The organism is Pseudomonas sp. GW456-12-10-14-LB2 (assembly GCF_002884345.1).
GTDB classification, from domain to species: domain Bacteria; phylum Pseudomonadota; class Gammaproteobacteria; order Pseudomonadales; family Pseudomonadaceae; genus Aquipseudomonas; species Aquipseudomonas paraglycinae.
In genome coordinates this window covers 1-13,943 of sequence record NZ_POHV01000055.1, presented here as the reverse complement: position 1 = coordinate 13,943, position 13,943 = coordinate 1, and the positions used below count along the sequence as shown (strand labels likewise).

The following is a 13,943-nucleotide window of genomic DNA, read 5'->3' as shown; positions in this document are numbered from 1 at the left end:
TTCGGTGGAGATTTCCATGAAAGCACTGCAATTCGATAAAACCGGCGACCTGTCGTCCCTGCGCTTCGTCGAGGTGCCGACGCCGGTGCCGGATGCTGACGAGGTGCTGGTGCAGATCAGGGCTGCCGGCCTCAATCCCAGCGACGTCAAGAACGTGCTCGGGCGTTTCCCGTACACCACGCTGCCGCGTATTCCCGGTCGGGACTTTGCCGGTGTGGTGGTCGAAGGGCCGCAGGCGTTGATCGGTCAGGAGGTCTGGGGCACCGGGCGTGAGCTGGGTTTCTTCGCCGATGGCTCCCATGCGCAGTTCGTCAAACTGCCGGCCAGTGGCGTGGCGCATAAACCTTCGCACCTGAGTTTCACCCAGGCCGCCAGCCTCGGTGTGCCTTACACCACGGCGTGGGATGCGCTGGAGCGCAGTCTGGTCAGCGCCGAAACCCGTTTGCTGGTGATTGGCGGCGGGGCGGTGGCGACGGCAGCACTGGCGCTGGCCAGGGTGCGCGGCGCGCAGTTGCTGGCGGCGGCGCGGCGGCCGGAGCAGGTCAAGGACTTGCAGGCGCAGGGTTATCAGACGATTCAGCTGGATAAACCCGAGGATCTGGGTGCGCAGGTCAACGCGGTGTATCGCGGCGGCGCCGACGTGATTTTCGACACCACCGGATTCTGGCTGCCGGCCTCGGTGGCAGCATTGGCGACTTTCGGGCGGATCGCGATCATCGCTGCGCCAGTCGATGGGCATGTGCAGTTGCCGGCACTGGCCCTGTATCGCAAGGGCGGTTCGGTGGTCGGCATCAACTCGTTGCTGTATGGCGTTGAAGCCTGCGCGGCGATGCTGGATCAGTTTGGCCGGTTCTTCGACGAAGATCTGCTGCCACTGCCGCAAGGGCTGGTGGAAGCGCCTCTGGCCAAAGGGCTGGCGCGGTATGCCGATGTGAATCAGGGCAGTGGCGACAAGGTCATCCTGATTCCCTGAGCGACACCAATGCATTAGATCGTTCCCACGCTCTGCGTGGGAATGCCTCAATGGACGCTCTGCGTCCGCTCTTTGGGACGCGGAGCGTCCCGGGCTGCATTCCCACGCAGAGCGTGGGAACGATCAGTCGATCAATCGATCAGGCTGCAGCGGACGCCTCAGTCTTCACTTCCAGATTATCCAGCACCCGATTCACCGCCAGCTCACCCAGCATGATCAGTTGCGCAATCCCCAACAGCACATGCCGCTGCGGGCCATCCACCAGCCCGGCGAAGTCATTGGCCATCACCTTGGCCGAGGTCAGAGTTTCGCAGGCGTCGGCCAGCAGTTCTTCGTTGTCGATGCCGGGGGCGATGAGGTAGCGGGTGTTGTGTTTGAGCAGGGGTTTTCGGGGGAGCAGTGGATTGAGATAGTGATCGAGGGCGCGTTCGGCGGCTTCGTGGAATTTCTTGGAGTCGAGGGTTTCGTAGGGCGAGGTGGGGTCGGTTTCGGGTGGATTGGGTGTGGGTTTGATCATGGTGAAGCTCCTATAAGAGTGGAGCCGCCCGGAGCTGTCGCTAAACAGGAAGGTGGCGGCTGTACGCAGGTTAGCGAACCGGTTATAGGCACCCGGCAGACCCGAGGGTCTCCCGCATACAGCCACCATAGCGGAGTTGCAGACGTTGAGCCTGCGACAAAGCATGGAGCGCTGATGCACCTATTTATGATTCGAGTCGCTAAACCCGATCGCTGTTTTTCAGCGACCGCCAAACAATAGAACCCGCCCCCAAGGCGCACAAGCCGGCGGATTCTGGCGGATGCGTAGGCAAAGGCGCAAGGTCGCGTGGCTTTGCGGACATAATCTTCAACACTCTCCAACACTGCGTTGATTTGTGCCCGAAACGACAAAACCCGCCGTCCCGATCAAACGGGGCGGCGGGTTTGTATACCTGATGCGCTGTATTGTTCTGTAGGCGTCAACGCGAGCAGTCTCGCCAGTATGTTCAGCCTTGAAAGGGGCGGGATCAGAACTGATACCCGACCCCCGCGTAATACCCCCAGCCATTGGAACGTGCACGGAAATTACCGTCGCCGAAGTTCAGCTCGCTGCCGTCCTCCCAGTTGCCGCCGTTGTGGAAGTAACGGCCGACCAAAGTGAAGCGCAAGTGGGTGAACGAGTACAGCAAGACGTTGGTCGCCACCGTGGCATTGGCGGTGCGCGCCGGGTTGTCCTTGTGGATGTCCGAGCCGAAATCGAAGTTGGTGAAGCCGATGTAGGTCAGCGAGGCGCCGTTGCTGAATTTGTCGATCGGCACGATGTACTTGAGTTGCGCGCGGTAGCCGTCCCACGAATATTCGTTGCTGGCGCCGTAGTTTTCCCACTGGTAACGCCCGTACAGGTTGGCCGACAGATTGACCCGCGAGTGGGTGTCGATGTCGGTGCCGAAACCGCTGTACAGCGTGTTGGCGCGGTTCTCTTTACGGCTGCCGTGGTCGTAGATCCAGTCGAACGCCACGTACCATTCCTTGAACGGCCCGATGGCCAGGCTGCGGCCGGCGAGGTAGTCGATGGAGATGCGCGGCTCGTGCTCCATGAACACCGGCGAGCCGTGATCCCACACGCCTTTGTCGTGGCTGTTGCCGATGTTGAAGATCTTCGGAATGTCGATGTAGCCGTACAGCTCGAACGGACCTTTGCGCCCGAAGTACTCGTATTCCAGGTAGATGTCGTCGGCCGGTTGCGGGCCGAAGCTGATGTCCTTGCTGCCGATCAGCATCAGGTCCTGGTTGTACCAGTCCGACAGGTACGCGCCTTTTTGCGGCGGGCTGGCTTCAGGGCTGAGGGCTTCTCCCTGGGCGGATTCCTCGGGCAGGGCAGGTTGCGCCAGCGCGGTGTGACTGAGAACTCCGGTAACGCCGGCCAGTAGCAGGGAAACAGCAAAGGTGCGTGCACCGCGACGGCGGTGGCAGTAAGAAACGTACATTCAAAGTCCTTTTTGCAGATCAAGGCCCGAAATGATGGGCCCTGTACGGTTTTGTAACGAAAACGCGGTCATTAGCGATTAGCAAACGTTTGCACAAGCCGTACCAGTTTTCCAAACCACTGAAAAATCGATTGATTCACGGGTTTACCTAGCGATTCGATCAACTCCCCGCAAAAGCGCCTCAAATCGTCCTCAAGCCCTTGCTCAGAACGGCCGGAAGTATCGACGCAGGGCCTTATCGCACAAAAGTATTAACACTATTTAACCGGTGCCCCATCGCAGGGCATCAACTAGCGTGTGTCTGGAATGGGACGGTTTATCTGATGACCGTCATACGCTTGATACGCGTGTTGGATCTTGCCGCAGTTGCACGCCTTCAAGGACGAAATCGGCCACGAAAGGAGTAACCCGTGGAAGCAAGGTTTGGTGTCGCCCTCGTTTCGCGTTTTTCCCCACTGTCCCTTGCTGTGCATCTGAGCGTCGCCGGACTCTTGTTCGGTGGTGTCAGCGAGCAGGCGTTCGCCACCTGCTCGGCGGCGGGCTCCACGATTACCTGTTCGGGCGTGCCGACCCTGCCGCTGTTTCTCAATGACTACAGCAGTGCCACCAGCGGCCTGACGGTCAACGTCAACTCGGGCGCGCAGATGAATGCGACGCTGGGCGGCAAGGTCATCAACCTGACCGGGGCCAATATCAACCTGAACAACTCCGGCACCGTCGACCCGGCCTTGCTGGGCCTGGTGTCGATCCTCAGTGGCGGTGCATTCATCGGCACCGGCGCGACCAGCACGGTCAGCGTGGTCAACAATGCCAGCGGGATCATGCGTGGCACGGGGATGTTGCTCGGCCTCAACCTCACCAGCATTGACGGCCTGGCTATCGGCGTGAACAACGCGGCGGCGGGTACCACGACCATTACCAACAACGGCACCATTACGTCCACAGGGCTGTCGGTCGGCGGCATCACCCTGGCCGATACCCCGGTGGTCGGGGTGTATGGCGGCTCGCAAGTCAACATGACCAACAGTGCCAGCGGCACGATCAACGGCCGGATTGCGTTCGAGACGTCGGCAGCAGGCAACACCTTCACCAACGCCGGTAACATCACTGGCGGCTTGTCGATGGGTGCCGGCAGCACCAACACCTTCTACGCGATCACCGGTTCCAGCGTTAACGTCGGTGACGGTGTGCAAGTGTCCGTCGGCCTCGGTGGCCTGGTCGGCATCAACCTGACCTTCGCCCCGACCGGCACCATCGATGGCGGCGCGGGGGGCACCAACACGCTGATCCTGCAAAACCCGATCGGCGTCGGTGGTGGCGTCACCGGGACCGGCACTGCGTCCAGCGCGACCTACGTCAACTTCAACAACCTGACCCTCAACAGCGGTACCTGGACCTTGCAGGGGCCGTTGGTCAGCGGGGCGACCACACTCAATGGCGGTGTCGCGCAGTTCAACGACAACGCCGCGTTCGGCAGCGGTGTGCTGACGTCCAACGGCGGGATCCTCCAGGCCAGCAACGCGGGACTGTCGCTGGCCAACCAGATCAATCTGGGCGCGAGCGGCCTGACCCTGCAGGGCATCAACGGCACGACCCTCAACGGCGTGATTTCCGGTACTGGCGGCCTGACCAAGATCGGCAGCGGTCAGCTCAACCTCAACGGCATCAACACTTACACCGGCAACACTGTGCTCAACGGCGGCACAGTGCTAGTGGGTAATAACTCGGCATTCAGCACTGGCGGCATTACGGTCGGCGGCGCTTCGAGCATCTCGGCAACGACGCCGATTTCGCTGGCCAACGCGATCACGCTCAACAGCACCCTGACCGCAACCGGCACCGGAGCGCTGACCCTGGGCGGGGTGATCAGCGGTACCAGCAACCTGACCAAGACCGGCAGCGGCAGCCTGACCCTCAACGGCATCAACACCTACACCGGGAACACCAGCCTCAACGCCGGCACCTTGCGCGTCGGCAACAACAACGCCTTGGGCACCGGTGTCCTCAACACCAGCAACGGTACCAGTCTCGACAGCACCGGCAACGTGACGCTGGCCAACAACGTCGGCATCACCGGTGCGTTGAACGTGCTCGGCAGCAATGCCCTGACCCTGGCCGGCGTCGTGTCCGGCACCGGGGCGATCACCAAGAGCGGCAGCGCCAGCCTGACCCTGACCGGCAACAACACCAACAGCGGCACCACCGCGCTCAATGGTGGCAGCTTGCTCGTCGGCAGCAACACCGCCCTCGGCACGGGCGCGTTGAACGCAGCGGCCGGCACTACGCTGGATGCGACCACCGCCGTGACCCTGGCCAACGCGGTGGCGCTGGCGGCGGATCTGACCATCGGTGGTACTCAGGCACTGGGCTTGAGCGGGGTCATCAGCGGCGCCGGCAACCTGATCAAGAACGGCACCGCAAACCTGACCCTCAGCGGCAACAACACCTTCTCCGGCGGCACGGCACTGAATGCCGGGACGCTGATCGTCGGCTCCAACACCGCGCTGGGCACCGGCGCGCTGACCACGGCGGCGGGCACCACCCTCGATACCAGCACCGCCGTGGCGCTGAGCAACGCGGTCGCCCTCGGCGGTAACCTGAACATTGGTGGCAGCGCCAACCTGACCCTCGGCGGCGTGGTCAGCGGCAGCGGCGGGCTGACCAAGAACGGCGCGGCGAACCTGATTCTCAACGGCACCAACACGTTTCTCGGTGCTATTGCGTTGAACGCAGGCACCATTACGGCGGGCGCCAACGCTGCGCTCGGCAGTGGCAATATCACTGTCGGCGGCGCGGCGACTCTCGACAGCAATACCGCGGTGACGCTGAACAACAACGTCATTCTCAACAACAATCTGGGGATCGGCGGCAGCAATGCACTGACCCTTGGCGGGGTGATCAGCGGCGCCAGTCAATTGATCAAGAACGGCACGGCCAACCTGACCCTCAACGGCGCCAACACCTTCACCGGCGGCACTGCACTCAACGCCGGCAGCCTGACCGTCGGCAACGGCGCGGCACTCGGCACCGGCACGCTGACCGTGGGCGGGTCGGGCGGCACGCTCAACAGCAGCGCCAACGTGACGCTGAACAACGCCATTGCCCTGAACGCCAACCTCACCACCGGTGGCGCTAACCCGCTGACCCTCGGCGGCGTGATCAGCGGCGGCAGCAACCTGATCAAGACCGGTGCTTCGACCCTGACCCTGACCGGCAACAACACCTTCACCGGCGCTACGTCGCTGAACGCCGGGACGTTGGTCGTCGGCTCCAACACTGCCCTCGGCACTGGCGTACTCAACGCCGCCAACGGCACCACACTGGATGCCAGCACAGCGGCGAGCCTGGCCAACAACGTCAACCTCGGCGGCAACGTGACCATCGGTGGCAGCAACGCGCTGACCCTCGCGGGCGTGGTCTCCGGTGTCGGCGGCCTGACCAAAAGCGGCCCGGCCGATCTGATCCTCAACGGCGCCAACACCTACTTCGGCAACACCGCGCTGAACGTCGGCAAGCTGATTGTCGGCAGCAATACCGCGATCGGTAGCGGCGCGTTGAACGCAGCGGCCGGCACCACGCTGGACACCAACACCGCCGTCACTCTGGGCAATCAAGTCAACCTCGCCGGGGCACTAAATGTGGGCGGCAGCGCGGATCTGACCCTCACCGGAACCGTCGCCGGCGCCGGCAGTCTGGTGAAAGACGGTGCGGCTAACCTGAGCCTCAATGGCACCAACACCTATGTCGGTGGCACCACGCTGAACGCCGGTACGCTGACGGTCGGCAATAGCTCGGCGCTCGGCACCGGCGCCTTGACCGTCGGCGGTGCGGCCACCCTCGACAGCAGTTCGCCGCTGGTCAGCCTGACTAACGCGGTCGTGTTGAATGCGGCCCTGAGCGTTGGCGGCACACAGAACCTGACCCTCGGCGGCGTGCTCAGTGGCACCGGCCAACTGGTCAAGAACGGCAGCGCCAACCTGACCGTCAACGGCACCAACACCTTCAGCGGCGGCACCACCCTCAACGCCGGCACCCTGACCCTCGGCGCGCCCGGCGCATTGGGCAGCGGCACGCTCACCGTCGGTGGCGCCGCGACGCTGGACAACAGCAGCGCTTTCACCCTCGGTAACAACATCACCCTCGATGCCGGGCTGACCCTGGCCGGCAACAACGGCCTGACCCTCAGCGGCGTGATCGACGGCGCCGGCAGCCTGACCAAGACCGGCCTGGATGACTTGGCCCTCAGTGGCAACAACACCTTTACCGGCGCGCTGAACATTGCTGCCGGCAGCGTCACCACCCTGAGCAGCGGGGCACTGGGCAACACCTCCGGCGCCAACGTCAGCGCCGGCGCCAGTCTCAACCTCGGCAGCAACGCCAGCCTCAATGGCCTGAGTGGCAGCGGCAGCGTGCAGATCGGCGGCGGCAACACATTGACCGTGGGCGGGGTCAGCAGCACCAGCACCTTTGACGGCGACCTCAGCGGCAACGGCGGCCTGACCAAGGTCGGCACCGGCACCCTGAACCTGACCGGGATCAACGGCATCATCGGCAACACCGCCGTCAACGGCGGTACCCTGAACCTCAGCGGTTCGCTGGCCAGTGCCCAGGTCAACGTCAATACCGGCGCCACCCTCACCGGCAACGGTTCGGCGCTCGGCGCGATGACCATCAACAGTGGCGGTCACCTGGCCCTGTCGTCGGGTAATACACTCTCGGCCGGATCATTGACGCTCGCAGCCGGCAGCAATGTCGATGCGGCGCTGGGGACGCCATCGACCACGTCGCTGATGAACGTCGGCGGCAACCTCACCCTCGACGGTAATCTCAACGTCACCGATGCCGGTGGGTTCGGCGTCGGTGTGTATCGTCTGTTCAACTACACCGGCGCCCTGACCAATCTGGGCCTGGACGTTGCCAGCGTGCCGGTCGGTTATGGGCTGGGCGATCTGGTGGTGCAGACCGGGGTCGCCAATCAGATCAACATTCAGGTTTCGGCGCCGAATTCGGACATTCGTTACTGGGACGGCAGCCAGACCATCGCCAACGGTACTGTCGATGGCGGCAGCGGTACCTGGAACGGCGCCGGCACCAACTGGACCGACGCCAATGGTCTGGTCAATCAGACCTGGGCCGGCGACTTCGCGGTGTTCCAGGGCACGGCCGGCACGGTATCGGTCAATGGCACGCAACTGTTCACCGGCATGCAGTTCCTCACCGATGGCTACAACGTGGTCAACGGCACCTCGGGACTGCTGACCGCCGTCAACGGTGCCGGCGGCACCACGGCGATGCGCGTTGATCCGGGCGTGACCGCCACGGTCGGCGTGAACATCAACGGCAGCGGCATTCTCAATAAACTCGACAGCGGCACCCTGGTGCTCAATGGCGCCAACAGCTACACCGGCGGCACGCAACTCGATGGCGGCAAAATCGTGGTCGGCAACAACACCGCGCTGGGCAGCGGTGCGTTGATCGCCAATGCCGGCACGCAACTGGACAGCAACACCGCCGTGACCCTGGCCAACGCAACCACGCTCAACGGCAACCTGACGATCCTTGGCAGCAACGCGCTGACCCTCAACGGTGTGATCAACGGTACCGGCGGGCTGATCAAGAATGGCGCGGCCAACCTGACCCTTGGCGGCAACAACGCCTTCCTCGGGCCAGTGGCTTTGAACGCGGGCGGTCTTATTCTGGCGTCGAACAGCGCGCTGGGCTCGGCCACCCTGAACGCGGCGAACGGCACTACCCTGGATGCCAGCAGTGCTGTCACGGCGGGTAACGCGATCAACCTGGCGGGCAACCTCGGTATCGTCGGCAGCAACGATCTGACACTCAGCGGTGCGATCAACGGCGCCGGCAGCCTGACCAAGAACGGCGCGGCCAACCTGATCCTGAGCGGGGCCAACAACTTCCTCGGCGGCGTCACCCTTAACGCCGGCACCCTGACCGCCGGCAGCAACGGCGCTCTCGGTCTGGGCAACCTGACCGTGGCGGGCGCCTCGGCGCTGGACAGCAACACCTCGGTGTCGCTGGGCAACAACGTGGTGCTCAACGCCAACCTGACCAATACCGGCAACAGCGACGTAGCGCTCAGCGGTGTGGTCAGCGGCACTGGCGGTCTGATCAAGAACGGCGCCTCCAATCTGACCCTCAACGGCATCAACACCTATAGCGGCGGCACCACGCTGAACGCCGGCACCGTGACCCTCGGCACCTCGGCAGGCCTGGGTTCCGGCACGGTGACCGTGGCGGGCGCTTCGACCCTCGACACCACGGCGCCACTGGTGCTGGCCAACAACGTCAACGTCAATGCCAACCTGAGCGTGGCCGGTAACAATAACCTGACCCTCGGTGGCGTGATCGCCGGGGCGGGCACCCTGACCAAGAACGGTCTGGCCGACCTGACGCTGTCCGGCAACAACACCTTCAGCGGCACCTTCGACGTGCAGTCCGGCAGCCTGACCACCCTGGGCAACTCGGCACTGGGCAGCAATGCCGGGGTCAATCTCGGCGCTGCGGCGACCCTCAATCTCGGCGGCTCCGGCAGCCTCGCCAGCCTGACCGGCAGCGGCACCGCACTGATCGGCGGCGGCAACACGCTGAGCATCGGCGGCAACAACGCCAGCAGCATCTTCGATGGCGTGCTCACCGGTACCGGCGAGTTGAGCAAACTCGGCACCGGTACGCTGACCCTCACCGGCCTCAACAGCCTGACCGGCAACACCACGGTCAATGCTGGCACCTTGAACGTCAGCGGCTCGCTGGACAGCGCCAGTGTGCTGGTCAACAGCGGCGGCACCCTGACCGGTGGCGGCTCGCTCGGCGGGGCGGTGACTGTGGCGGACGGCGGTCATTTGGCCGGCGCCACCGGCAGCACGCTGTCGGTGAATTCGCTGGTGTTCAACGCCAACTCCAACTTCGATGTCGGCCTCGGTACACCGGTCTCCGGTGGCGGCAACGCACTGGTCAACGTCGGCGGCAACCTGACCCTCGACGGCACCCTCAACGTCAGCGACATCGGCGGTTTCGGCAGCGGCGTGTACCGGTTGATCAACTACACCGGTGGCCTGACCGACAACGGCATGCTGATCGGCACCGTGCCGGGCAGCGTCACTCCGGGCGACCTGACCCTGCAAACCGCACTGGCCAACCAGATCAACCTGCTGGTCACCGCACCGGGCGTCACCGTGCAGTTCTGGGACGGCAATCAACTCGTTGCCAACGGTTCGGTGGATGGCGGCAGCGGCACCTGGGGCACCGGCACCACCAACTGGACCGACGTCAACGGCACCACCAATCAGGCCTGGACCAACAGCTTCGCGGTGTTCCAGGGCACGGCGGGCACCGTCACGGTGAACGGCGCGCAAACCATCACCGGCATGCAGTTCGTCACCGATGGCTACAGTCTGCAGAACGGCACGGCCGGTTCGCTGAATCTGGTCAACGGGTCGCTGGGCAATGCCACCGTGCGGGTCGATCCGAACGTCACCGCCACCGTGGGCGTGGCGCTCAACGGCGCCGGCACACTGGGCAAATACGACACCGGCACCCTGGTGCTCAACGCCGCCAACGGCTACACCGGCGGCACCGCGCTCAATGGCGGCAAAATCGTGGTCGGCAACAACTCAGCCCTCGGCACCGGCGTGTTGACCGCCGCCAACGGCACGGCGCTGGACAGCAACGCAGCGGTCAGTCTGGCCAACGCCGTGGTGCTCAACGGCGGACTCACCGTCGCCGGCTCCAACGCATTGACCCTCGACGGTGTCGTCAGCGGCAGCGGCAGTCTGATCAAGACTGGCGCCTCAAGCCTGACTCTCAACGGTAGCAATACTTACAGCGGCGGTACTCAACTGTCCGGCGGCTCGCTGATCCTGGGCAACAACAGCGCGATCAGCAGCGGCGCTCTCAGCGTGCTGGGCAACGGCACCCTCGACAGTACCTCTGCGCTGCAACTGGCCAATGCCATCAACCTGGGTGCGGAATTGACCCTGGCCGGCAACCAGAACACCACGCTGATCGGTGCAATCACCGGCAGCGGCAGTCTGGTGAAAAACGGCAGTGGCGACCTCGTCCTTAGCGGTGCCAATACCTACAGCGGCGGTACGACGCTGAACGGCGGCAGCACCCGTGGCGACACCAGCAGCCTGCAAGGCGCCATCGCCAACAACGCGACGCTGACCTTCGAGCAGAACAGCGACGGCAGCTACACCGGCAATCTGACCGGCGCCGGTACTTTGAACAAAACCGGCACCGGCGCTTTGCTGCTGACCGGCAACAACACCTTTACCGGCAACACCGCGGTGCAGGCCGGTTCGCTGAACGTCAACGGTGTGCTCAACAGTGCCAACGTCAACGTGGCCAGCGGGGCGAAAATCGGCGGTAGCGGCGTGTTCGCAGGCGCCGTGCAACTGGCCAACGGTGCGACGCTGACGGGTGGCGGCACTGCAACGCCGTTGTCGGTCGGTTCGCTTGCGTTGTCTTCGGGCACCAACCTGGACTTCACCCTCGGCTCGGCCGCCAGTTCTACCACAGTGGTCAACGTCGCCGGCAACCTGACCCTCGACGGCACGCTGAACATCAGCAATGCCGGCGGCTTCGGCACCGGGGTCTATCAACTGTTCAGCTACGGCGGCAGCCTGACAGACAACGGTCTGGTCTACGGCAGTTTGCCGGTGTCGGCGGCCAATCTGACCCTGCAGACCGCGCTGGCCAATCAGGTCAACCTGCTGGTGCAGAACACCCCGGGTGAAGTGCAGTTCTGGAACGGCGGCACCACGAACCCGGACGGCAGCATCGGTGGCGGCAGCGGCGTGTGGGGGCCGGGCACCAACTGGACCGATCCGAGCGGTACTCAGGCGTTGGCGTCGAACGGTCAGTTCGCCGTGTTCGGCGGGCAGAGCGGCACGGTCACCGTGCAAGGCAACCAGAACTTCACCGGGTTGCAATTCCTCTCCAGCGGCTACAGCCTGGTTCCAGGTGCTGGCGGTACGCTGACACCGGTCAACGGCCCGGGCGGCAGCCTCGCGCCGGTGCGGGTGAATGCCGGTGGCAGCGCGGAAATTTCCGCACCGCTGGTGGGCAGTGGCGGTATCGAGAAACTGGATTCCGGCACTCTGGTCCTCAGCGGCGCCAACACCTACAGCGGCGGGACCACGGTCAGCGGCGGTACGCTGATCGGTAATACCACCAGCCTGCAGGGCAACATCCTCAACAACGCCTCGCTGGTGTTCCAGCAGAACGCCAACGGCCAGTTCAACGGACGCCTCAGCGGTGTCGGCGCCCTGGCCAAACGCGGTGCCGCGCGCTTGCTGCTGACCGGTGATCAACCCTTCAGCGGCACCGTGGCGGTGGATCAGGGCGTGCTGCAAGTCGGCAGCCGTGCGGCGCGGGCGTCCCTCGCCGGCCAGGTCACCGTGGCCAATGGCGCGGGCCTGAGCGGTAATGGTAGCGTCGGGTCGGTGGTCAACCATGGCGTGGTGGCTTCCGGTGGCGAGGACGGCACCTTGAGTGTCGCCGGCAACCTGACCAACGCCGCCGACGGTGTGCTGGCCCTGACTGTCAGCTCGCCGACCGCCACTCCGCTGGCCGTCGGTGGTACCGCGACTCTGAGCGGTGGTCTGCAGGTCAACAGCCTGGCACCGTTCACCGGCAATACCGTGTACTCGCTGATCACCGCCGGTGGCGGGGTGACCGGCACCTTCAGCGCCGCCGACCTGCCGCAATACGCGTTCCTCAATACTGCGCTGGTGTACGACGCTAACGCGGTGAACCTGGTGGTCAGCCGCAACGGCAACTCGTTCGTCGACGTTGCCGCCACCCGCAACCAGCGCAATACCGCTTCGGCGTTGATGCGCAACGGTGCGGCGGGCAGCGCGTTGCAGGCCGAAATCATCAACCTCAGCGTGGCGGGCGCACGTAACGCCTTCGACAGCCTGTCGGGGGAAATCCATGCCAGTACCGCCAGCGCAGTTCTCGAGGATTCGCGCTACGTACGGGACGCGGTCAACGACCGTATGCGCCAGCCATCGTGCAGTGCACCGGATGATCCACGCCGCGCCCTGGCCCCGAGCGACAACCAGCTGAGCAGCAACGGCTGCCACGGCGAAATGGTCGGCTGGGCCCGCGCGCTCGGCGCCTGGGGCGAGTCGGACGGCGACAGCAACAGCGCGAAACTGGATCGCAACCTGAGCGGTTTCATGCTCGGCACCGACAAGCAGCTCGACGACCAATGGCGCGTCGGCATAGCCGCCGGTTACACCCGCAGCGATCTGGATGCTCATGATCGTCGCTCGAATGCCACGGTCGAGAGCTACCACCTGGCGGCGTACCTCAACTCGCAATTCGATGCCCTGGCAGTGCGCCTTGGCGCGGCGTACAGCTGGCACGATATCGAAACCAAGCGCGACGTCAGCGTCGGCGCCTACAACGATCGGTTGAAGGCCAATTACGACGCGCGCAGCGCCCAGGTGTTCGGTGAAGTCGGTTATGCCATCGAAGCGGCCGGGATTGCCCTGGAACCGTTCGCCGGCCTGGCGTACGTCAACTACGACAGCGACAAGGCCAAGGAGAAAGGAGGAGTAGGGCGCCTGCGCGCCGAGTCCGATCAGGACATCACCTTCTCGACCCTGGGCGTGCGCGCCGGCAAGGTCATCACCCTGGCCAACGGTGGGCAGTTTACCCCGCGCGCGGCCCTCGGCTGGCGGCATGCCTTCGGCGACACCAAACCTGACGCTGACCTGACCTTCATCGACGGCGGCGCCTCGTTCAACACCCAGGGCGTACCGATTGCCAAGGACAGCGCGGTGGTCGAAGCAGGCGTGGACTTCCAGATCAGCCCGACCGGCAAGCTCGGTATCGGCTATTCGGGGCAGCTGTCGAACGAGAGCAACGACCATGCGATGACCATCAGCTTCAGCCTCGGGTTCTGATTCAGGAGCGAAGCACTTCAGCCGCCCGCAAGGGCGGCTTTTTTTTGCCCGCCGACCCCTCTGCTAAAATCC

Annotated in this window: 4 protein-coding genes; 2 read left to right on the top strand and 2 right to left on the bottom strand. The window is 64.3% G+C overall.

Going from position 1 to position 13,943, the window contains the following annotated elements; all coding sequences use genetic code 11:
- The first annotated feature begins 16 nt into the window (after nucleotides 1–16).
- On the top strand, nucleotides 17–973 hold the full coding sequence (locus C1X29_RS26315) for a zinc-binding alcohol dehydrogenase family protein (protein WP_102718754.1): 957 nt from the start codon (nucleotides 17–19) through the stop codon (nucleotides 971–973).
- A 139-nt stretch (nucleotides 974–1,112) separates the two neighbouring features.
- On the opposite strand, the gene C1X29_RS26310 is transcribed toward C1X29_RS26315, so the two are convergent.
- On the bottom strand, nucleotides 1,113–1,490 hold the full coding sequence (locus C1X29_RS26310; protein WP_039770242.1) for a DUF6124 family protein: 378 nt from the start codon (nucleotides 1,488–1,490) through the stop codon (nucleotides 1,113–1,115).
- Nucleotides 1,491–1,977: 487 nt separating this feature from the next.
- Entirely contained in the window at nucleotides 1,978–2,937 is a 960-nt protein-coding gene (locus tag C1X29_RS26305; RefSeq protein WP_102718753.1) for a nucleoside-specific channel-forming protein Tsx, read from the bottom strand.
- A gap of 410 nt (nucleotides 2,938–3,347) precedes the next feature.
- On the opposite strand from C1X29_RS26305, the gene C1X29_RS26300 reads away from it, so the two are divergent.
- Nucleotides 3,348–13,871, top strand: coding sequence for an autotransporter-associated beta strand repeat-containing protein (locus tag C1X29_RS26300; RefSeq protein WP_102718752.1), 10,524 nt, complete (start codon nucleotides 3,348–3,350; stop codon nucleotides 13,869–13,871).
- Nucleotides 13,872–13,943: the final 72 nt, after the last annotated feature.

Bases quoted from the DNA above. Each gene is read 5' to 3' on its own strand.
- C1X29_RS26315 (WP_102718754.1), top strand. From the start codon at position 17: ATGAAAGCACTGCAATTCGATAAAACCGGCGACCTGTCGTCCCTGCGC.
- C1X29_RS26310 (WP_039770242.1), bottom strand. From the start codon at position 1,490: ATGATCAAACCCACACCCAATCCACCCGAAACCGACCCCACCTCGCCC.
- C1X29_RS26305 (WP_102718753.1), bottom strand. From the start codon at position 2,937: ATGTACGTTTCTTACTGCCACCGCCGTCGCGGTGCACGCACCTTTGCT.